Genomic DNA, 20,543 nt, shown 5'->3' with positions numbered 1-20,543 from the left:
CTCCCTTAAGCTTCTTGCATCATGCGCGCAGCTGTTTTCACAGCTTTGATGATGTTCTGGTAACCGGTGCAGCGGCACAGGTTGCCCGACATACCCCAACGAATCTCCTCCTCGGTCGGATTTGGATTCTCTTTAAGGAAGCTTGCGGCACGAACCATCATGCCCGGAGTACAGAAACCACACTGCAGACCGTGCTCTTCAACAAATGCCTGCTGCACAATGTGCAGACCATCTGCCGAGGCTAGGCCCTCAACAGTCGTAATCTCTGCGCCTTCAGCCTGAACGGTTAGAAAGGTACAAGACTTAATTGACTGACCATCAATATCGACTGTACAGACACCACAGTGAGTACTCTCACAGCCGATGTGAGTGCCGGTGAGCTGCAATTTTTCGCGCAGCGTGTGCACTAGAAGCTCGCGAGGATCGACCAGTACATCGACCTGCTTACCGTTTACTTTGAATGAAACTGCTTGCTTAGCCATGATTACCCCCGCGCGTCCGCAATTGCTTTTTCGATTGCGCGGCTAAACATCACCGCTGCCATGTTCGCTTTGTACTCAGCGTCACCACGCAGATCCTCTGCTGGATCACAAGCGTCACGAACCGCTTCAGCGGCGCGTGCAATCAGATCGTCGCTCGGGGTCTGACCACGGAGAATATCCTCAGCTGCTTCCGCACGGATCGCACAGGGAGCTACATTCGTTAGCCCGATACGAACGTCACCGATCTGACCACTGTTCATTTCGACCACCACGGATGCACCGGCAACTGCATAGTCACCCGTCTTGCGCTTCAGCTTCTCGTAGCCGTAGCCCATGCTGGGCTTGCGCACTGGGATTTTTACCTTAACCAGCAACTCATGCTCTTCGAGCCCAGTCCAGTAGGTTCCCAGGAAGAAACCATTAGCTGGCACCGAGCGTTCGCCATCTGGGCCGTGCAGCACTAGTTGCGCATCGAGAGATAGCATTACGGCTGGGTGGTCGTTACCTGGGTCACCGTGGGCGATATCGCCACCAATTGAACCGCGGTTACGCACCTGCGGGTCGGCAATCAGCTTGGCCACATTAATGAGGTGAGGGCAGTGTTGAGCGACTAGATCAGAGGCAATGAGCTCGTTTTCTGATGTCATCGCGCCGATGACAAGGTGATCTCCATCTACGGAGATACCTTTGAGTTCGGCAATGCCATTGATATCGATAAGACAGGGTGGCTCAGCAAAACGAAGCTTCATCATCGGCAGTAGCGAGTGCCCACCTGCGATGATCTTTGCCTCGTCATTAGCTGCCAGTTTGGCAACAGCGTCGGCAACGCTTGTCGCCCGATGGTATTCAAAGGACGAAGGGATCATATCAACCTCGAGTTTTTTTGTATTTAGAGTACGGGTCTAACTTTTGCGATTACGTCCGCCAATCTCCGCACAGATCACAAGGTTGTTTAAAAAATAGTCAATCCAGCTTTCGCATGCTGAAAGAAACTAATAAAAAAGGGCCTTTCGGCCCTTTAGGAAAAGCGGTCGTTTTTTTAAATCTGAGGTACCGTCTCCATCGAGTGATCAATAACAGACTGTTCTAGATCAGCATCAACCATTTCACCTGCCAGGAAGTTCTCGTAGGCTGCCAAATCCAGATGTCCATGACCACAAAGTGCAGTAAGAATCACCTTCTCCTCGCCCGACTCTTTACACGCCAGAGCCTCACGGATCGCTGCAGCGATAGCATGGGTTGGCTCAGGTGCTGGAACAATACCCTCGGTGCGTGCAAATTTAAGCGCACCCTCAAAACACTCTGTCTGTGGAATGTTAATCGCTTCGACCATACCTAGCTCGTAGAGGTGTGATACCAGCGGTGCCATACCGTGATAGCGTAAACCGCCTGCATGAATGGTATCGGGGATGAAATCATGACCAAGTGTGTGCATCTTCATCAGCGGCGTCATTCCGGCAGTGTCGCCAAAATCGTAGCGAAACTCTCCGCGAGTCAAGGTGGGACAAGCCGATGGTTCGACACACCGAATCGTCGGATTCATCTTACCGGCCATCTTCTCTCGCAAGAATGGGAAGGCTAGCCCACCAAAGTTGGAACCACCACCGGTACAACCGACTAATACGTCAGGCGTCTCACCGACTTTAGCAAGCTGCAACAGCGCCTCCTCACCGATAATGGTCTGATGCATCAACACATGGTTAAGCACTGAACCGAGTGCGTAACGCGCTTCAGGATTAGCCGCAGCCTCGCCTACCGCTTCGGATATTGCGATACCCAGTGAACCGGGGTGATTAGGATCCTCGGCTAATAGCTTGCGTCCATATTCTGTTCTGTCAGATGGACTTGGGTGCAGTATACCCCCGTAAATCTCCATCATCGTTTTGCGATATGGCTTGGAGCGATATGAGGCAGCGACCTGCCATATCTCACACTCCATACCAAACTGTGCACAGGCAAAGGCGAGAGAAGTACCCCACTGACCTGCTCCTGTTTCAGTCGTGAGTTTCTTAATACCCTCTTTGTGGTTGTAATAAGCCTGAGGTACTGCGGTGTTAGGCTTGTGAGAGCCTGCAGGGCTAACACCCTCGTACTTGTAGTAAATTCGTGCAGGCGTATCGAGAAGCTTCTCTAGACGACGAGCACGGAAAAGCGGTGATGGACGCCAGAGCTTGTAAACATCCAGCACCTCTCCGGGAATATCAATGAAGCGCTCCTGACTCATCTCTTGCTGAATCAGTGCCATTGGGAAGAGCGGAGCAAAATCCTCCGCCGTCGCCGGTTGCAATGTACCAGGATGCAGAGGTGGAGCCATCGGCTCCGGCAGGTCAGGAAGAATGTTATACCACTGGGTTGGCATCTCATCTTCGGTTAGTAAAATCTTATTATTGTTCTCAAACATAACGCCTCACTTGTTAGGGTGGATGGGTCGCCATTTGAGAGTAAACAGAATCCTGAACCAGTTTCAATCGAAAAAGGTCATCTTTGAGTCGATTGGCCTGAAAATACCCTCGACTCACTCGTAATCAGCGCATTTAAGAGAGCTTCGACAAACCCTTATCGAGCACGAGATAGATCCCCAAAGCCATCATCACCAAACCGAGGGTTCGCTTGAGCGTGATGCTGTACTGAGTTGCACCAAAGAGGCCGAAGTGGTCGATGATGGTCATTGCGACTAACTGACCTAAAAGCGCAAAAGCGATCGCATTGGTGACGCCGAATTTTGGGACAATCCAGGTCACACTGATGACATAAAAGCCGACGCAGAGGCCATACGCCTAGAGTACTAACTAAACAGGGCAAATCCGCTCGCAATGATGGTCATCACAAAGAGAATCCATTTGAGCGCTTTTTGACTGAGATTGATGGTGATCTTCACCGCCATATGGGCACCTACGATACTGCCAAGCGCTAAAATTAATCCAGGGACCCAAAGTATCTGATCATTAGCGATAAAGACCAGCAGTGCGATAGCGGTAAACGCCAGGGAGCAAGCGACTTTCAGCGCATTAGTGCGCACCAAGTCATAGCGCAAACCACCAGCGATCGCTGCGATCAAAATAAAACCTACGCCCGCCTGGACAAACCCGCCGTAAAAACCGGCCAGCAACAACAGGGGGATAGAGCTTGAGGAGTCGGTCAAACCTCGAGGCGGCGTACCCTCAGGCGGCGCCACAACAGAGGGTTTAAATAGGATAATGCCCGCCATAATCACCATCGCACTAAGCAGCACCGGTTTAAGCAGCCCCTGGGGCATATAGGAGGCGGTCAATGCGCCAAAAAGCCCGCCGACGACTGTGACACCCAGAATCTTTCTCAGATCGGGCATATCCAACTTACCGTGCTTACGGAAACCTGTCACTGCCGTAACAGACTGCAAAAATATCGATACACGATTCGTTGCATTGGCGATATCTGCTGGTAACCCCATCACCATAAGCGCAGGTAGGGTTAGGTTCGAACCACCCCCGGCCAAAACATTGATCATGCCCGCCAGAAAGCCGGTTACGAGCAGCAGGGAGACAGTTAGTAGACTGAGTTCATACATTCAATGCAGGCTAGGTGAGCCGTGTACGCAGCTCAACGATTGCTGCCTGCAGTTTTTCGAGTGTAAGCGGCTTGGAAATGACCAGATCGGCACCCGATTCTAGCAACTCTTCGCTCTGTTGGCCTAGCGTGGCTGCGGTCACACCGATGATTGCACCCGAGTATCCCCTACTTCGGATCTCTGAAATCATCTCACGTCCTGAAAGGTTGGGCATAAAATAGTCGGTTAGAATCAGATCGAATCCCTGCTCAAACAGCTCTAGTCCCGCTTGCCCATCACTAGCAACGACCACTTCACCAAACAGCTGTTCAGCCAATTTTTGACCCAACATTCGCAGTAATGCATCATCCTCAACAAACAAAACCTTAAGTGTAGAGAGCTCCTGAGCGTCAGAGTCCACCTCTGCAGGCTGAGTCTGAGAGACAATCGCCGGGTTTTCGACCAGATCAAGAGGTGCACGAATATGGAAGCGACTCCCTCGTCTTGCACCTGGCGTGTAATAAACGTCCCCGCCTATCTCAGAGAGCCAGACTTTGGCGATGTAGAGTCCAAAGCCGCTACCATCGGTAGACGCTGATGCGCGCTCACCTAGCTTGAAGATCTTCTTTCTATTGGACTCATCAATACCCACACCATTATCAATGACAACCCACTCTATGAATTTATAACCAGCAGTATCAGTCACGATACGATTGACGACCCTCACCTCGCTTGCAAAAGCGTGCAGACAGGCATTACGCACGCAGTTTGTGACAGCCGTTTTGACTCTGTAAGTGTCGGTTACAAATACCTTTCGCCTCAGCTCATTTGGAAAAGCTGAGCAAAAACGCAACTCTACATTTGAAGCGTTAGCTATGGAGGCCAAGCCGATCTCCATGACTGTGTTAAACCCGGCAATTTCGGCTTGCTCGAGACGCAGCGGCCGCTGTTGATCCGGATTAAGCAGTAGGCGCATATCATCAATTGTGGTCAACAACTGGTTACTCTGTTCCAGAACCACCTGCTGTTGCGAGCTCCACTCCTGCTGGGTAGTGGTAGCTGCCAACATACTTATGCTAGAAGCCGGCGTTCTCAACTCGTGAGCAATCATGCCTAGCATTATGTTGCGCTGCGCAGCCAACTGCTTCAATGTATCGCTAGCTTTTTGCTCGCTCTCTAGTGCGCTCGCTAACTCTTGTCGTATATCGATCTCGGCCTGTATCGATTGGGAGACACCCACACGATGCAGATCACCAACAGAATCAAGGTACTCCTTAATGGTTGCCTGCTTAAACCAGCCGTACTCGGTATTCCCTGGGTGACGAAAGCGGAACTCCGTTGAACGTCCCACAACCTCCAAGTTGGCTCGCAAAAGTTCACGTTGCTCGGGCGCAACACAGGCTAGTCGGTCTCCGCCACCGACGTAGACATTGCCCTCAAAGGGCGATTGATGAATATTGAAACCGTCGCCTGAGTCTACATTTTCATCGTACACATCGAGCCCAGCGAACTGCATTGCACCCAGCAGCAAATCGTCATAATGCTCGCGCTCCTTTTGCGCTCGGTTTAGTCGATCAATAGTCAACTCCTGTTGTATCAAGGCTTGTTGCAACATAACCAATATAAGCAGCACGGCCAAAGCTGATACAACACTCCTTGTAGCAACAGCTAAATCAACACTTGGATCTGTGTGCGCCACCCAGAGCACAACCATGATGGTAGCCCCACCATAGAGTGGCAACAGCCAACGTCTATTAAATCCGTTGAGACCGATGAACGCCAAAAAAGCGGGGGCAAGAATAATGGGTAAAGTGCCATTTACCAAAACTACAACCCAATAAAGACAAGCGAGGAGGTAAAGCAGATAACTTGCAGCAATTTCGAACCGATCATGCCCTCTGATACTGCAGCCAAAGTGAAATAGGACAACAAGGGTCAAAATAAGTGGATAAATCGCGATAGCCGAGCCGGTCTGGTGCGGCGGCAATAAGAAACTCAATATCGTCGCTACAGTGCCAAGGACAATTTGAACGATGTCCGACCTTTGCTTTATCGAGAGTTTCGCAGTTTCAAGCACTTTTTTACCACTGTTTTGATACTTATTTTAGAATTAGCGGGCAATATTTGTACCGAAAGTAACACAAAATCATAAAAAAAGGGCCTAGCGGCCCTTCAATGGATAGTAGATTAGAGCACCTTATCAGATGCGCCCCATCAACTGATCAACAACGTTTTTCGGCGCTTCACCGTAAGAGTCAAACTCCATTGAGTAGGTTGCACGGCCTTGTGATGCAGAACGCAGATCTGTGGCATAGCCGAACATCTCTCCGAGTGGCACGAGTGCATGAATCGCTTTGCCAGATGGCAGATCATCCATGCCCTGTACTAGGCCGCGGCGACGGTTAAGGTCACCCATGACATCACCCATGTAATCTTCCGGGGTAACCACTTCAACTTTCATCATCGGCTCTAGCAGGCAGGGATCAGCTTCGGCCGCATACTTTTTAAGGGCCTGGGATGCCGCGATTTTGAACGCCATCTCATTTGAGTCGACCTCATGGAACGAGCCATCGTACAGACGCGCTTTCAGACCGATCAGCGGGTAACCCGCCATAACACCGTTCTTCATCTGCTCCTGAATGCCCTTCTCGATCGCTGGGATGTACTCCTTAGGAATAGAACCACCGACGATCTCAGAGATGAACTCCAGACCTTCCTCTTCGCTTGGTGTGAACTCGATCACGACGTGACCGTACTGACCACGACCGCCCGACTGACGAGCAAACTTGTGGTTGGCATCCACGGCACGGCGAATCTTCTCACGGTATGCCACCTGCGGCTTACCGATGTTTGCTTCAACCTTGAACTCACGCTTCATACGATCGACGATAATATCGAGGTGCAACTCGCCCATGCCTGAGATAATAGTTTGCCCAGTCTCTTGGTCAGTCTCAACACGGAAGGATGGGTCTTCTTGTGCCAACTTACCTAGCGCAACACCCATTTTTTCCTGATCAGCTTGTGATTTTGGCTCAACAGCGACAGAGATTACTGGCTCAGGGAACTCCATGCGCTCCAGTACTATCTTCTGATCGCCGTCACACAGGGTGTCACCCGTTGTACAGTCTTTGATACCGATCAGAGCAGCGATATCGCCTGCGCGAACCTCTTTAATCTCTTCACGGTTGTTTGCGTGCATCTGTACCATACGGCCGATGCGCTCTTTCTTCTGCTTAACCGAATTGTAGACAGCATCGCCGGACTTAAGTACACCTGAGTAAACGCGAACGAAAGTAAGCGTACCAACGAAAGGATCTGTGGCAATCTTGAATGCCAAGGCTGCGAAAGGCGCGTTGTCATCGGCTTCACGAGACGCGACAGTCTCATCTTTATCGTCCAGCGTACCTTCAATCGCTTTAACCTCGACCGGCGACGGCAGGTATTCGATTACGGCATCCAGTACTGCCTGCACGCCTTTGTTCTTGAAGGCAGAACCTGCCAGCATCAATACGATCTCGTTGTTCAACGTGCGCTCACGCAGACCGGCTTTGATCTCCTCTTCTGATAGCTCACCCTCTTCAAGGTACTTATCCATCAGCTCTTCGTTAGCTTCGGCAGCCGCTTCGATCATCTCTTCACGCAGCTCTTCAGCGCGTGCTTGAAGATCGGCAGGGATATCGACCAGGTCGTAGGTCATGCCCTGATCATCTTCATTCCACATGATCGCCTTCATGCGGATCAAATCGACGACGCCTTTGAAGTTCTCTTCCGCACCGATCGGGATGTTGATCGGTACTGGTGCTGCGCCTAGACGCTTCTTCAACTGTTCGACAACCATATAGAAGTCGGCACCGGCACGGTCCATCTTGTTAACAAATACCATGCGTGGCACTTCGTATTTGTTCGCCTGACGCCATACAGTCTCGGTCTGTGGCTGTACACCTGATGAAGCACAAAGCACAACAACGGCACCATCAAGAACTCGCAAAGAGCGCTCAACTTCGATGGTGAAGTCAACGTGCCCCGGGGTATCAATAATATTGATGCGGTGTTTATCAAACTGCTGATTCATACCCTGCCAAAAACAGGTAGTAGCAGCTGAGGTTATGGTGATACCTCGCTCCTGCTCTTGCTCCATCCAGTCCATAGTAGCCGCACCGTCGTGCACCTCACCAATCTTATGAGACAGACCTGTGTAGAACAGAACGCGCTCAGTTGTCGTGGTTTTACCAGCGTCAACGTGGGCACAGATACCGATATTACGGTAGCGTTCGATAGGGGTTATACGAGCCATTTTTAACTCCAAAAACTCTAACTGCGAATTCGCTTGCGCAGCAGTATAGGGACATCACCACAAACAAAAAACCCCCGTCAAAGACGAGGGCTTTTTTATGCTCAAATAGAGCACCCACCTTACTGCACTTGCCCTCAAGCAACTGCAGTTCGGTAGCAAAATTAGAAGCGGTAGTGCGCGAACGCCTTGTTTGCTTCAGCCATACGGTGAACGTCTTCACGCTTCTTAACAGCAGCGCCACGACCTTCAGCCGCATCCAGCAGTTCACCTGCCAGACGAAGTGACATATCTTTCTCACCACGCTTGCGTGATGCGTCAACCAGCCAACGCATTGCAAGAGCCATACGGCGAGATGGACGTACTTCAACAGGTACCTGGTAAGTTGCACCACCTACGCGGCGAGACTTAACTTCGACCATTGGCTGTACAGTTTCCAGAGCTTTGTCGAACAGTTCCAGTGGATCTGCTTTAGTGCGCTCTTCAACTTTCGCTAGGGCACCGTAAACGATGCTCTCAGCTACAGACTTCTTACCACTGATCATCAAGTGGTTGATAAATTTTGCCAGCGTGATGTTTCCGAATTTAGGATCCGGTAGGATCTCACGCTTCGCGGCTACGCGACGTCTTGGCATGTGTAAGCCCTCAATAAATTGTTTGTAGGTCTTCAGGTAATCCGAGCATCTAACTCGACCTTACTCTTACCGACTTTTTGTCAGACGATTAGGTCCTTAAAGGTCTATTAACCCTTAGGACGCTTAGTACCGTATTTAGAACGAGCCTGTTTACGGTCATTAACGCCAGAACAGTCCAACGCACCACGTACAGTGTGGTAACGAACACCTGGCAGGTCCTTAACTCGACCACCACGAATCAGGACAACAGAGTGTTCCTGCAGGTTGTGGCCTTCACCGCCGATGTAAGATGAAACTTCAAAACCGTTTGTCAGACGAACACGACATACTTTACGTAGTGCCGAGTTTGGCTTCTTCGGTGTAGTTGTATAAACGCGAGTACATACGCCACGACGCTGTGGGCAAGCCTGCAATGCACGGACATCGCTCTGCTCCACAACACGTTTACGTGGTTTGCGTACCAGCTGGTTGATTGTTGCCATTAAGCAAACTCCACGTTTAAGTTAAATAAACAAATCAAAAAGTCCGCAACCCAATGTCACGGACTTTAAGGGGCGCAGATTGTAATCAATCTGCACCTATATAGCAATCCCTAGGGATCGCCATGTGATACAAGGATGTATCACCAAAATAAGCGCCCTCGGCGATTATTTTGCGAGAAAGGAAAAATCACATTTTTTCCTTTCGACCTCCGCGAAGCACCATGGATGGTGCTTCAGGAGATAAACAGCAGACTCACTCTGAGTCAGATAGCGAAGCATTAAGCGCTTCGGTCAGTGCTGCTTGCACCTCTTCTGCACTTACAGTCGCTGTCGGCTCACTACCCATTGCGCGCTTACGCTTGCGCTCTGAGTGGTAAGCCAAACCTGTACCTGCCGGGATCAGACGACCCACAACAACGTTCTCTTTCAGGCCGCGTAGGTAATCTTTCTTACCTGTTACTGCACCTTCAGTTAGGACACGAGTCGTCTCCTGGAACGATGCTGCAGAGATGAACGACTCAGTCGCAAGCGATGCTTTGGTGATACCCAGAAGAACGCGTTCGAACTTCGCAGGAATCTTGCCTTCAGCTTCAGCTGCTTCGTTCGCTTCCTGTACGGCAGCGAATTCAGCCTGTTCACCCTGGATAAACTCAGTATCACCCGAGTCAAGGATCTCAACTTTACGCAGCATCTGACGTACGATGACTTCGATGTGCTTGTCGTTGATACCTACACCCTGCAGACGGTAAACGTCCTGGATCTCAGAAACGATGTACTTAGCCAACTCTTCGACGCCGAGAACACGCAGGATATCGTGAGCGCTAGATGGACCATCTGCAATCACTTCACCCTTCTGTACTGTCTCACCTTCGAATACGTTCAGACCACGCCATTTCTGGATCATGATCTCGATCGCATCACCGCCGTCGTGTGGAGTGATAACGATACGGCGCTTACCTTTGGTCTCTTTACCGAAGGTCACGGTACCTGAGATCTCTGCAAGGATTGCAGCTTCCTTAGGTTTACGTGCTTCAAAGAGGTCAGCAACGCGCGGAAGACCACCGGTGATATCCTTATTGACTGTACCTTCCTGCGGCAGACGAGCAAGGATGTCACCCACCTGTACATCAGCACCGTCGTTCAGGTTGATGATCGACTTAGCTGGCAGCAGGTACTGTGCTGGCATATCAGTACCAGTCAGTTTCACCTCGGAACCGTCGGCGTTAAGCAGTTTGATCATCGGACGGATATCTTTACCCGCCTGTGGACGATCTTTCGCATCCAGAACTTCGATAGTCGACAGACCGGTCAACTCATCTGTCTGACGCTTAACAGTGATACCGTCTTCCATGCCTGCGAACTCAATGCGACCAGCCACTTCCGATACGATCGGGTGAGTGTGCGGGTCCCAGTTCGCTACGATTGCGCCTGCATCAACAGTATCGCCATCTTTGACTTTAATTACTGCACCGTAAGGGAGCTTGTAACGCTCACGCTCACGACCGTGCTCGTCAGTAACACCCAGCTCGCCAGAACGTGAAGTCGCAACCAGGTTGCCATCAGTACGCTCGACAAACTTCAGGTTGTGCAGACGGATCTCGCCGCCGTTCTTAACCTGGATGTTATCAACAGCAGCTGCTCGAGATGCCGCACCACCGATGTGGAAGGTACGCATGGTCAGCTGTGTACCTGGCTCACCGATTGACTGTGCCGCAACAACGCCGACAGCTTCACCGATGTTAACCTTGTGACCGCGACCGAGGTCACGACCGTAACAGCTTGAACAGATACCGTGACGTGAAGTACAGGTGATCGCTGAACGTACGATGATCTCATCGATTGAGCTGTAGGTTTCGTCGTTATCCAGACGGTTAACCCAAGACTCATCGATCAACGTGCCCGCTTCGATCAGTACATCGTTACCTTTAGGGTTGAGTACATCCTGTGCCACAACACGGCCCAGTACGCGGTCACCCAGACCAACCACGATGTCGCCACCTTCGATCAGAGGCTGCATTACCAGACCCTCCTCGGTGCCACAGTCGTGCTCAGTGATAACCATATCCTGTGCTACGTCTACCAGACGACGAGTCAGGTAACCTGAGTTCGCAGTCTTAAGTGCAGTATCCGCCAGACCCTTACGAGCACCGTGAGTCGAGATGAAGTACTGGAGTACGTTCAGACCTTCACGGAAGTTCGCAGTGATTGGGGTTTCGATGATCGAACCGTCTGGCTTAGCCATCAGACCACGCATACCTGCGAGCTGACGAATCTGAGCCGCGCTACCACGAGCGCCCGAGTCGGCCATCATGTAAACCGAGTTGAACGAATCCTGTTCAACCTGCTCGCCATCTTTATTAGTGACGATATCGGTCTTCAGGTTGTCCATCATCTTCTTAGCCAGCAGCTCGTTCGCACGTGACCAGATGTCGACAACTTTGTTGTATTTCTCGCCCTGAGTTACCAGACCTTCAGCGAACTGACGCTCGATCTCTTTAACTTCAAGATCCGCCTCAGCAACAATTTCAGTCTTCTCATCTGGGATAACGAAGTCGTTAACACCGATAGAAGCGCCCGACATAGTTGCCTGACGGAAGCCCATGTACATGATCTGGTCAGCGAAGATGACAGTGTCCTTCAGACCACAACGACGGTAGGCTTCGTTGAGAAGACGTGAGATCGCCTTCTTCTTCATTGGCTGGTTAACCAGCTCAAATGGCAGACCCTTAGGCACGATATCAAACAGCATCGCACGACCAACGGTAGTCTCTACCAGGCCGTAACGGTCCTCTTCGTTACCTTCGATGTCGCGGATAGTCTCGGCGATACGAACCTTGATGATCGCCTGTAGATCAACCTGACCAGCACCGTATGCACGCTGTACCTCTTTGATATCAGAGAAGTGCATGCCTTCGCCTTTCGCGTTGATACGTGAACGGGTCATGAAGTAGAGACCCAGTACCACGTCCTGCGAAGGTACGATGATTGGCTCACCGTTCGCTGGAGACAGGATGTTGTTTGTCGACATCATCAGTGCACGTGCTTCGAGCTGCGCTTCCAGCGTCAGCGGCACGTGTACAGCCATCTGGTCACCGTCGAAGTCAGCGTTGTATGCCGCACACACCAGTGGGTGCAGCTGAATCGCTTTACCTTCAATCAGTACAGGTTCAAACGCCTGGATACCCAGACGGTGAAGTGTTGGCGCACGGTTCAGCAGTACTGGATGCTCACGGATAACCTCATCGAGGATATCCCATACCAGCGGCTCTTCGCGCTCAACCATCTTCTTCGCAGCCTTGATAGTCGTAGCGTAACCACGCAGTTCGAGCTTGCTGAAGATGAATGGCTTGAACAGCTCAAGTGCCATCTTCTTAGGTAGACCACACTGGTGCAGACGCAAGTATGGACCTACCACGATTACTGAACGGCCAGAGTAGTCAACACGCTTACCAAGAAGGTTCTGACGGAAACGACCCTGCTTACCTTTGATCATGTCTGCAAGCGACTTCAGAGGACGCTTGTTAGAGCCCGTGATCGCACGGCCACGACGACCGTTATCAAGCAGCGCGTCGACAGACTCCTGCAGCATACGCTTCTCGTTACGTACGATGATATCCGGTGCGTTAAGGTCCAGCAGGCGCTTCAGACGGTTGTTACGGTTGATAACACGACGGTACAGATCGTTCAGATCTGAAGTCGCGAAACGACCACCATCCAGCGGTACCAGAGGACGCAGATCAGGCGGCAGTACTGGAAGTACCTGCATGATCATCCACTCTGGATTGTTGCCAGACTTGTAGAAAGCTTCCAGCAGCTTCAGACGCTTCGACAGCTTCTTGAGCTTAGTCTCAGAGTTAGTTGCTGGGATCTCTTCACGGATCACCTGGATCTCGTGCTCAAGATCGATAGACGCCAGTAGCTGACCGATCGCCTCGGCACCCATACGGGCATCGAAGTCATCGCCGAACTCTTCTAGCGCTTCAAAGTACTGCTCGTCGTTGAGCATCTGGCCACGCTGTAGCGTAGTCATGCCTTCATCGATAACAACGAATGATTCGAAGTAGAGAACACGTTCGATATCACGCAGTGTCATATCAAGCATCAAACCGATGCGAGATGGCAGTGACTTAAGGAACCAGATGTGTGCAACTGGAGAAGCCAGCTCGATGTGACCCATGCGCTCACGACGCACTTTAGTCATGGTCACTTCAACGCCACACTTCTCACAGATAACACCGCGGTGTTTCATGCGCTTGTATTTACCACACAAGCACTCGTAGTCCTTCACAGGGCCGAAGATTTTGGCACAGAAGAGGCCATCACGCTCCGGCTTAAAGGTACGGTAGTTGATAGTTTCAGGCTTCTTAACCTCACCGAATGACCAGCTACGGATCATCTCAGGTGACGCCAGAGAGATGCGAATAGCATCGAACTCGTCGCTCTGACTTTGAGACTTCAACAGATTTAACAAATCTTTCATGGTCTAGTACTCCGGGCTCTTATTCGCTCTCAAGTTCGATGTCGATACCGAGTGAACGGATCTCTTTGATCAGCACGTTGAAGGACTCAGGCATACCTGGCTCCATGCTATGGTCACCATCGACGATGTTTTTGTACATCTTCGTACGACCATTAACGTCATCGGACTTAACGGTGAGCATCTCCTGAAGCGTGTAGGCCGCGCCGTACGCTTCGAGTGCCCATACTTCCATCTCACCGAATCGCTGACCACCGAACTGCGCCTTACCACCCAGCGGCTGCTGAGTAACGAGGCTGTACGAGCCGGTTGAACGTGCGTGCATCTTGTCATCAACCAGGTGGTTGAGCTTGAGCATGTACATGTAACCCACGGTTACAGGACGCATGAACTGATCGCCTGTACGGCCATCAAACAGCGTTACCTGACCGGAATCATCCATGTCTGCCAGACGCAGCAGCGCTTTGATTTCAGACTCTTTCGCGCCATCGAATACTGGCGTTGCCAGTGGTACACCATCCTTCAGGTTGGCGGCCATTGCCAAGATCTCATCATCAGAGAGAGTATCCAGTGCTTCGCTACGTTTACACTCAAGATCGCTGTGCTTGGCGTTGTAGACCTGATCCAGGAAGCCTCGCAGCTCCTTAACAGTCTCAGCTTTAGCACGCTCTGCTTCGAGCATTGTGTTGATCTTACGACCCAGGCCCTTAGCAGCCATACCCATATGGGTTTCAAGGATCTGACCAACGTTCATACGTGAAGGTACGCCCAGAGGGTTAAGAACCACATCTACTGGCTCACCGTGCTCATCGTATGGCATATCTTCGACAGGCATGATAACCGAGATAACACCCTTGTTACCGTGACGACCTGCCATCTTGTCACCTGGCTGTACACGACGCTTAGTTGCAACGTATACCTTAACGATCTTCAACACACCGGGTGCCAGATCATCGCCAGTCTGGAGTTTGCCTTTCTTGTCTTCGAAGCGTGCATCGAGCTGTTCGCGACGCTCTTCCAACTGCTTCTGAGCCGCTTCGAGCATATCCTGCGCAGCGCTGTCTGCCACACGAATCTTGAACCAGTCAGAACGCTTCAGCTCAGCCAAGAACTCAGACGTGATCTCCTGACCCTTCTTCAGGCCAGCACCACCATCAGCCTTCTGGCCAACAAGAGCACGCTCAAGACGCTCGTAAGTCGCAACTTCAACGATGCGGAACTCATCATCCAGGTCCTTACGGATGCGCTGGAGTTCGTCCTGCTCGATCGCGATAGCGCGCTCATCTTTAGCAACACCGTCACGGGTGAAGACCTGAACGTCGATAACCTTACCGACCGTACCTGTCTTAACACGCAGCGACGTATCTTTAACGTCAGATGCCTTCTCACCGAAGATCGCACGCAGCAGCTTCTCTTCTGGAGTTAGCTGAGTTTCACCCTTAGGCGTCACCTTACCAACCAGAATGTCGCCTGGGCCGACTTCCGCACCGATGTGCACGATGCCAGACTCGTCCAGCTTCGCCAGAGCAGCTTCGCCGACGTTAGGAATATCCGCAGTGATCTCTTCAGAACCCAGTTTGGTGTCACGTGACACACAGGTTAGCTCCTGAATGTGGATCGTCGTGAAACGATCTTCCTGAACGACACGCTCAGAGATCAGAATCGAGTCCTCGAAGTTGTAACCATTCCACGGCATGAACGCGATGCGCATGTTCTGACCCAGAGCCAGCTCACCGAGGTCAGTCGATGGACCGTCAGCCAGAATGTCGCCGCGAGACACTGAATCACCCAGAGCTACGATAGCGCGCTGGTTGATACAGGTGTTCTGGTTAGAACGGACGTATTTAGTCAGGTTGTAGATATCTACACCTGCGTCGCCTGCAGTGATCTCGTCATCGTTTACACGAACAACTACACGGCTAGCGTCTACAGATTCGATAACACCGCCACGCTTGGCAACCACACAGACACCTGAGTCAGTTGCTACGTTACGCTCGATACCGGTACCTACTAGAGGCTTGTCAGCCTTAAGTGTAGGAACGGCCTGGCGCTGCATGTTTGAACCCATCAGTGCGCGGTTCGCATCATCGTGCTCCAGGAATGGAATCAGCGATGCAGCAACCGATACTACCTGACGAGGAGATACGTCCATGTACTGAACGCGCTCTTTAGGCATTACCGTTGTTTCATTCATATGACGAACGGTTACCAGCTCTTCAGTCAGCTCACCCTTATCATTGGTTGCAGCTGATGCCTGTGCGATAACGAAGTTAGACTCTTCGATCGCAGAGAGGTAATCGATCTCATCGGTTACTTTGTTGTCAACAACGCGACGGTACGGAGTCTCAAGGAAACCGTAATCGTTGGTGCGAGCGAAAACCGCCAGCGAGTTGATCAGACCGATGTTTGGACCTTCCGGAGTCTCGATAGGACATACACGGCCGTAGTGCGTTGGGTGTACGTCGCGGACTTCGAAGCCAGCACGCTCACGCGTCAGACCACCTGGGCCAAGCGCAGAGACACGACGCTTGTGCGTGATCTCAGACAGCGGGTTGTTCTGGTCCATAAACTGTGACAGCTGAGACGAGCCGAAGAACTCTTTAACTGCTGCAGCAACTGGCTTAGCGTTGATCAGATCCTGAGGCATCAGGTTGTCTGATTCAGCCATGCTCAGACGCTCACGCACAGCACGTTCTACACGCACTAGACCAACACGGAACTGGTTCTCAGCCATCTCACCGACAGAGCGGATACGGCGGTTACCGAGGTGGTCGATATCGTCGACAACGCCCTTACCGTTACGGATATCGATCAGCGTCTGCATGACAGTCAGGATGTCATCCTTAGAGAGGATGCCTGAACCAGTCTCCTCTTCGCGGCCGAGGCGACGGTTGAACTTCATGCGACCTACTGCAGAGAGGTCGTATCGCTCTTCAGAGAAGAACAGGTTCTCAAACAGACCTTCAGCCGACTCTTTAGTCGGTGGCTCACCCGGGCGCATCATACGGTAGATCTCTACCAGTGCTTCCAGCTGGTTGCGCGTTGGGTCGATACGCAGGGTATCAGAGACGAATGGACCGCAGTCCAGCTCGTTGGTGTAGATAGTCTCAATACGATCTACGCCCGCTTTAATAAGCTTCTCAATCGCCTCTTCAGTCAGTTCAGTGTTGCATGGCAGCAGCACTTCACCGGTGCTTGGATCAACGATATCTTTGGCAATCGCTTTGCCCGACAGATACTCTGCTGGAGTCTCCAACTGAGTCATACCATCTTTCTGCATCTGACGGATGTGGCGTGGCGTGATACGACGGCCAGCTTCTACGATCACCTCACCCTTAGGTGACAGGATCTCAAAGCTCATAGTCTCACCGCGCAGACGTTCAGGGATCAGGTCCATCTGAACTTTCTCAGCAGAGAGGTTCCAGCCAGTAGTATCAAAGAAGGTTTCGAGGATCTCCTCCGCCTGATAGCCGAGTGCACGCAACAGAATAGTTGCCGGCAACTTACGACGACGGTCGATACGCACGAAGAGTGAATCTTTCGGGTCAAACTCAAAGTCGAGCCATGAACCACGGTACGGGATGATACGTGCTGAATAGAGCAACTTGCCAGACGAGTGAGTCTTACCCTTGTCGTGGTCAAAGAATACACCAGGTGAACGGTGGAGCTGCGATACGATAACGCGCTCGGTACCATTGACTACAAAGGTACCATTCTCGGTCATGAGCGGAATCTCGCCCATGTAAACTTCTTGCTCTTTGATATCTTTAACCGCTTTCGTAGACGAATCGCGATCGTAGATAACCAGACGTACTTTTACGCGCAGTGGAGCCGCATAAGTAATGCCGCGTTGCTGACACTCTTTTACGTCAAATACTGGCTCACCCAAACGGTAGCCAGCGTACTCCAGCGCAGCGTTTCCTGAATAGGAAACGATAGGGAATACGGAGTTAAAGGCAGCATGCAGACCTTCGTCATTTAGACTTTCAGCCGCTGTGCCAGCTTGTAGAAACTTGCGGTAAGAATCCAACTGGGTCGCGAGTAGGTATGGAAGGTCCAGTACCGTGCCCAGCTTACTAAAATCCTTACGGATACGTTTCTTTTCAGTGTATGTGTATGTCATCAATGTTCCCCAGCATGTGCACCTAGGTTGAGAAACGGAAACCCGAACGTTGTCGGGTCAAAAATTTCCATTATTAGTGTGCCTACTAATAACGGAAAAGGGCCGGAGGCATTTTTGCCCCCAGCCCACGCTGTTTAAGCTAGTTAAGCAGCGGATCGAGTATCAAGTAAATTACTTGAGCTCAACAGACGCGCCAGCTTCTTCAAGATCTTTCTTGATAGCTTCAGCTTCTTCTTTAGAAGCGGCTTCTTTGATAGTTGCTGGAGCGCCATCAACCATCTCTTTCGCTTCTTTCAGACCAAGACCAGTCGCGCCGCGAACAACCTTGATTACGTTTACTTTCTTCTCGCCAGCAGAAGTCAGAACTACGTCGAATTCAGTCTTCTCTTCAGCAGCTGCGCCAGCATCGCCAGCAGGACCAGCAACTACAGCAGCAGCTGCAGAAACGCCGAATTTTTCTTCCATAGCAGAAACCAGTTCTACTACATCCATTACTGACATTTCAGCAATTGCATTGATAATATCGTCTTTAGACAGAGACATTGTTTAATTCCTGTATAAACTTGTTCTAAAACTATTAAGGCCCAACTGCTTATGCAGCTTCGCCTTCCTTCGCAACGCGTACCGCATCGAGAGTACGTACCAGCTTGCCTGCAGCTGCTTCTTTCATGCAGCTCATCAGTTTCGCCAGCGCCTCGTCGTATGTTGGCAAGCTTGCCAGCATCGCTACGTCTACAACATTTCCTTCGAAAGCAGCTGCTTTCAGTTCGAACTTGTCGTTGCCTTTCGCAAAGTCTTTGAGGATGCGAGCGCCAGCGCCCGGATGCTCATTTGAGAAAGCAATGATAGTCGGACCAACGAAGGTATCTGTCAGACATTCAAAAGCTGTACCTTCAACTGCACGACGTGCCAGCGTGTTACGTACGACGCGTAGCCATACTCCCGCTTCACGTGCCTGCTTACGCAGTGCAGTCATGTCGCCTACTTCAACGCCGCGCGAATCCGCTACGACAGCTGAAAGAGCGCCATTGGCAGCTTCCTGAACTTCAGCGACGATCGCCTTTTTTTGTTCAAGTCCTATTGCCACGATTTACTCCTGGTTTGTCTTTCGACTTGTTACCAACCACCCCGATTCAGCTTACGCCTTACCGAGGCATGAGTACGGTGGTCGTGATTCTGAGTGAATCTCACCGTCTGCGCAGGCCGGTATTCCATTAAGAGGGAGAAGCTAGGCTTACCCCCTCACCTGCGGTCTTTGACAGTCTTCGTCTCTGTCAGACAGATCTAAAGACCCTCAAAAAACCTTTGGCTGCGCGATTAAACGTTCAGAGACGCCTGATCGACAACCAGACCCGGCCCCATAGTGGTGCTCAGGGTCACTTTCTTGAAGTAGATACCTTTAGCTGAAGCAGGCTTGAGTTTCTTCAGGTCTGCCATCAGGGCTTCTACGTTCTCTTTAATTGCGTTCGCTTCGAAGCCAACCTTACCCACTGAAGCGTGGATAATGCCGTTCTTGTCAGTACGGAAACGTACCTGACCCGCTTTAGCGTTTTTAACCGCACCAGCAACGTCTGGAGTTACAGTACCAACCTTAGGGTTTGGCATCAGGCCGCGTGGGCCAAGTACAGTACCGAGAGCACCAACAACGCGCATTGCGTCTGGGCTAGCGATTACAACATCGAAGTCCAGGTTGCCAGCTTTTACTGACTCAGCCAGATCTTCAAAACCAACGATATCTGCACCCGCTTCTTTCGCTTTCTCAGCGTTGTCGCCCTGAGCGAAAACAGCAACACGTACATCTTTACCAGTACCGTGTGGCATTACAGTAGAACCACGAACAACCTGATCAGATTTACGTGGGTCAACACCCAGGTTTACCGCTACGTCTACTGATTCAGCAAACTTAACAGCCGAAACTTCTTTCAGAATCTGGAAAGCTTCTTCAGCAGCGTAGTGCTTGCCTGCTTCTACTTTCTCAGCAATCGCTTTCTGACGCTTAGTCAACTTAGCCATCAGTCATCACCCTCCACGATCAGACCCATGCGACGTGCAGAACCTGCGATAGTGCGCACTGCAGCATCCATGTCAGATGCAGTCAGGTCAGGCATTTTAACAGTTGCAATCTCTTCCAGCTGAGCGCGAGTAACAGTACCCACTTTCTCAGTGTTTGGACGAGCTGAACCGCTCTTCAGACCCATAGCTTTCTTCAACAGAATTGAAGCTGGTGGAGTCTTAGTGATGAATGTGAAGCTACGGTCGCTGTATACAGTGATTACAACTGGAATCGGCAGACCTGGCTCCATGCTCTGAGTCTGAGCATTGAAAGCCTTACAGAATTCCATGATGTTTACACCGTGCTGACCCAGAGCCGGACCTACTGGTGGACTCGGGTTCGCCTGACCGGCTTTAACCTGCAACTTAATGTATGCAGAAATTTTCTTAGCCATTGAGCTACTCCTTTGGGTACAAACGCCTTTCGGCTCCCCTTTACACAACAAAAACCGAGTAGCCTTTTGAGCTACTCAGC

14 protein-coding genes and 1 pseudogene are annotated in these 20,543 nt (G+C 51.1%); all 15 read right to left on the bottom strand.

The annotated features are described in order from the left end of the window. Positions 1-5: 5 nt before the first annotated feature. Entirely contained in the window at positions 6-482 is a 477-nt protein-coding gene (locus AC1WNR_RS02730) for a (2Fe-2S)-binding protein (protein WP_481643006.1), read from the bottom strand. 2 nt (positions 483-484) lie between these two features. After that, positions 485-1,348: an FAD binding domain-containing protein gene (locus tag AC1WNR_RS02725; RefSeq protein WP_481643005.1), complete on the bottom strand. Its 864-nt coding sequence runs from the start codon at positions 1,346-1,348 to the stop codon at positions 485-487. A 173-nt stretch (positions 1,349-1,521) separates the two neighbouring features. Further along, positions 1,522-2,883, bottom strand: a complete 1,362-nt coding sequence (locus AC1WNR_RS02720) for a TrpB-like pyridoxal phosphate-dependent enzyme (RefSeq protein WP_481643004.1) — start codon at positions 2,881-2,883, stop codon at positions 1,522-1,524. A gap of 133 nt (positions 2,884-3,016) precedes the next feature. Further along, positions 3,017-3,241: pseudogene (locus tag AC1WNR_RS02715) on the bottom strand (DMT family transporter); the annotation flags it as partial. Positions 3,242-3,267: 26 nt separating this feature from the next. Continuing rightward, positions 3,268-4,029, bottom strand: a complete 762-nt coding sequence (locus AC1WNR_RS02710; protein WP_481643003.1) for a sulfite exporter TauE/SafE family protein — start codon at positions 4,027-4,029, stop codon at positions 3,268-3,270. 10 nt (positions 4,030-4,039) lie between these two features. Then, a complete protein-coding gene (locus tag AC1WNR_RS02705; protein WP_481645353.1) occupies positions 4,040-5,641 on the bottom strand; it encodes a response regulator in 1,602 nt (533 codons plus the stop codon). Between the two features lie 567 nt (positions 5,642-6,208). Then, positions 6,209-8,302 (bottom strand): elongation factor G, encoded by a 2,094-nt coding sequence (gene fusA / locus AC1WNR_RS02700; protein WP_481643002.1) that lies wholly within the window; start codon positions 8,300-8,302, stop codon positions 6,209-6,211. Between the two features lie 161 nt (positions 8,303-8,463). Continuing rightward, positions 8,464-8,934, bottom strand: coding sequence for a 30S ribosomal protein S7 (rpsG, locus tag AC1WNR_RS02695; protein ID WP_481643001.1), 471 nt, complete (start codon positions 8,932-8,934; stop codon positions 8,464-8,466). Positions 8,935-9,041: 107 nt separating this feature from the next. After that, a complete protein-coding gene (gene rpsL / locus AC1WNR_RS02690) occupies positions 9,042-9,416 on the bottom strand; it encodes a 30S ribosomal protein S12 (protein ID WP_481643000.1) in 375 nt (124 codons plus the stop codon). Between the two features lie 253 nt (positions 9,417-9,669). Further along, on the bottom strand, positions 9,670-13,896 hold the full coding sequence (rpoC, locus tag AC1WNR_RS02685; protein ID WP_481642999.1) for a DNA-directed RNA polymerase subunit beta': 4,227 nt from the start codon (positions 13,894-13,896) through the stop codon (positions 9,670-9,672). A 19-nt stretch (positions 13,897-13,915) separates the two neighbouring features. Continuing rightward, the gene (gene rpoB, locus AC1WNR_RS02680) at positions 13,916-18,016 is read right to left on the bottom strand and encodes a DNA-directed RNA polymerase subunit beta (RefSeq protein ID WP_481642998.1); all 4,101 of its coding nucleotides are present in this window, start codon (positions 18,014-18,016) and stop codon (positions 13,916-13,918) included. 171 nt (positions 18,017-18,187) lie between these two features. After that, a complete protein-coding gene (gene rplL, locus AC1WNR_RS02675; RefSeq protein WP_481642997.1) occupies positions 18,188-18,559 on the bottom strand; it encodes a 50S ribosomal protein L7/L12 in 372 nt (123 codons plus the stop codon). A gap of 49 nt (positions 18,560-18,608) precedes the next feature. After that, entirely contained in the window at positions 18,609-19,103 is a 495-nt protein-coding gene (gene rplJ / locus AC1WNR_RS02670; protein ID WP_481642996.1) for a 50S ribosomal protein L10, read from the bottom strand. Between the two features lie 230 nt (positions 19,104-19,333). Further along, on the bottom strand, positions 19,334-20,029 hold the full coding sequence (rplA, locus tag AC1WNR_RS02665) for a 50S ribosomal protein L1 (protein ID WP_481642995.1): 696 nt from the start codon (positions 20,027-20,029) through the stop codon (positions 19,334-19,336). Beyond that, positions 20,029-20,463 carry a 50S ribosomal protein L11 gene (rplK, locus tag AC1WNR_RS02660; RefSeq protein ID WP_481642994.1) on the bottom strand — a complete coding sequence of 145 codons (435 nt, stop codon included), beginning with the start codon at positions 20,461-20,463 and terminating at the stop codon, positions 20,029-20,031. Before rplK ends, rplA begins: the two co-directional genes overlap by 1 nt. Positions 20,464-20,543 lie beyond the last annotated feature (80 nt).

The organism is Marinobacterium marisflavi (assembly GCF_982447095.1).
Note: the sequence above shows the minus strand (reverse complement) of the source record. Positions and strands in the feature narration are given on the sequence as shown.

Coding starts and splice junctions, on each gene's coding strand:
- rpoB (WP_481642998.1), bottom strand. CDS start 18,016: ATGACATACACATACACTGAAAAGAAACGTATCCGTAAGGATTTTAGT.
- rplA (WP_481642995.1), bottom strand. CDS start 20,029: ATGGCTAAGTTGACTAAGCGTCAGAAAGCGATTGCTGAGAAAGTAGAA.
- rplL (WP_481642997.1), bottom strand. CDS start 18,559: ATGTCTCTGTCTAAAGACGATATTATCAATGCAATTGCTGAAATGTCA.
- AC1WNR_RS02730 (WP_481643006.1), bottom strand. CDS start 482: ATGGCTAAGCAAGCAGTTTCATTCAAAGTAAACGGTAAGCAGGTCGAT.
- AC1WNR_RS02710 (WP_481643003.1), bottom strand. CDS start 4,029: ATGTATGAACTCAGTCTACTAACTGTCTCCCTGCTGCTCGTAACCGGC.
- rpsG (WP_481643001.1), bottom strand. CDS start 8,934: ATGCCAAGACGTCGCGTAGCCGCGAAGCGTGAGATCCTACCGGATCCT.
- AC1WNR_RS02725 (WP_481643005.1), bottom strand. CDS start 1,348: ATGATCCCTTCGTCCTTTGAATACCATCGGGCGACAAGCGTTGCCGAC.
- rpoC (WP_481642999.1), bottom strand. CDS start 13,896: ATGAAAGATTTGTTAAATCTGTTGAAGTCTCAAAGTCAGAGCGACGAG.
- AC1WNR_RS02720 (WP_481643004.1), bottom strand. CDS start 2,883: ATGTTTGAGAACAATAATAAGATTTTACTAACCGAAGATGAGATGCCA.
- rplK (WP_481642994.1), bottom strand. CDS start 20,463: ATGGCTAAGAAAATTTCTGCATACATTAAGTTGCAGGTTAAAGCCGGT.
- fusA (WP_481643002.1), bottom strand. CDS start 8,302: ATGGCTCGTATAACCCCTATCGAACGCTACCGTAATATCGGTATCTGT.
- rpsL (WP_481643000.1), bottom strand. CDS start 9,416: ATGGCAACAATCAACCAGCTGGTACGCAAACCACGTAAACGTGTTGTG.